This is a genomic window from Candidatus Hodgkinia cicadicola (genome assembly GCF_002774925.1).
Map to the genome: position 1 here is coordinate 1 of NZ_NXGO01000065.1, position 997 is coordinate 997.

2 protein-coding genes are annotated in these 997 nt (G+C 29.6%); both read right to left on the bottom strand.

The window, feature by feature from the left end; genetic code table 4:
- Positions 1–397: pyridoxal-phosphate dependent enzyme (locus MAGTDC_RS02720; protein WP_146656940.1), on the bottom strand; the 397-nt coding region annotated here is incomplete at its 3' end.
- A gap of 77 nt (positions 398–474) precedes the next feature.
- Positions 475–615: a pyridoxal-phosphate dependent enzyme gene (locus MAGTDC_RS05960; protein ID WP_146656941.1), complete on the bottom strand. Its 141-nt coding sequence runs from the start codon at positions 613–615 to the stop codon at positions 475–477.
- Between the last annotated feature and the right edge of the window lie 382 nt (positions 616–997).

The following is a 997-nucleotide window of genomic DNA, read 5'->3' on the forward strand; positions in this document are numbered from 1 at the left end:
CACATATTGCAGCTCCCGAAGATAAACCTACTGCCATTCCTTCTGTGGTTGCCATTATTCTGGCATATCCAATTACTTCGTGGTCTCTTGCTTTAAAAATATAATCAATAATCTTAATATTTAAATTTTTGGAAGAAAACCAACACCTTATACCTTGTATCCCATGAGATTGAACCTGTTTGTTTGATAAAATAGAAGCCTTTCAAGGCTCAACTGCAACAATCGAAGTATTTGAATTCTTTCTCTTCTTTAAGACCTCTCCAACACACGTGATAGTACCTCCTGTTCCCACACCTGAAATGAAATAATCTATATTCTTCATTGATTTTGTTATTTCTTTTGCTGTTATTTTCTTGTGGATTTTTACATTGATCTTGTTCTCAAATTGACATGTCATTACTGCAAGTTTAACTTGATCTGTAAACTCTTTAGCTTTTTATGGCTTCTTTTATTCTCCTCGATACAAATACAATTTTAGCACCTAAAAAAGTCCAACATGTTTAGTCTCTTTTCTGAGATACTTTCCGGAACAACTATTAAACATTTTAGCCCCTTACGGGCAGCAATAGCAGCAATACTAATACCAATATTACCAGAACTTGCTTCTACTATAATTGTGTCTTTATTATACTTATTTCGTTTCTAAGCATCAACAACCAAAGCTTCGGCAATTCTATCTTTGACAGAACCAAATGGATTAAAATATTCTAATTTGGTATAAAGTTGTGTCTTAATGTTGTAATTTTCTTCTATTTTCCTTAATCTTACTATAATAATTATTGAAATAAGTTACTAATCCAAATAAATCCAACATTCTGTTGTCGTTGGCCATATTAAACATATATGCAAGTATTTTATTTGGCTTATCTGGATTATTAAAAACATATTTATAATTATTATCTTTATTTATGTTATACAACACTAATAGGTTATAGTTTTATTAAATCAAAAAATTAAATAATTTATTTTTAGCCAATCGATTAAAGATCTAATTTCA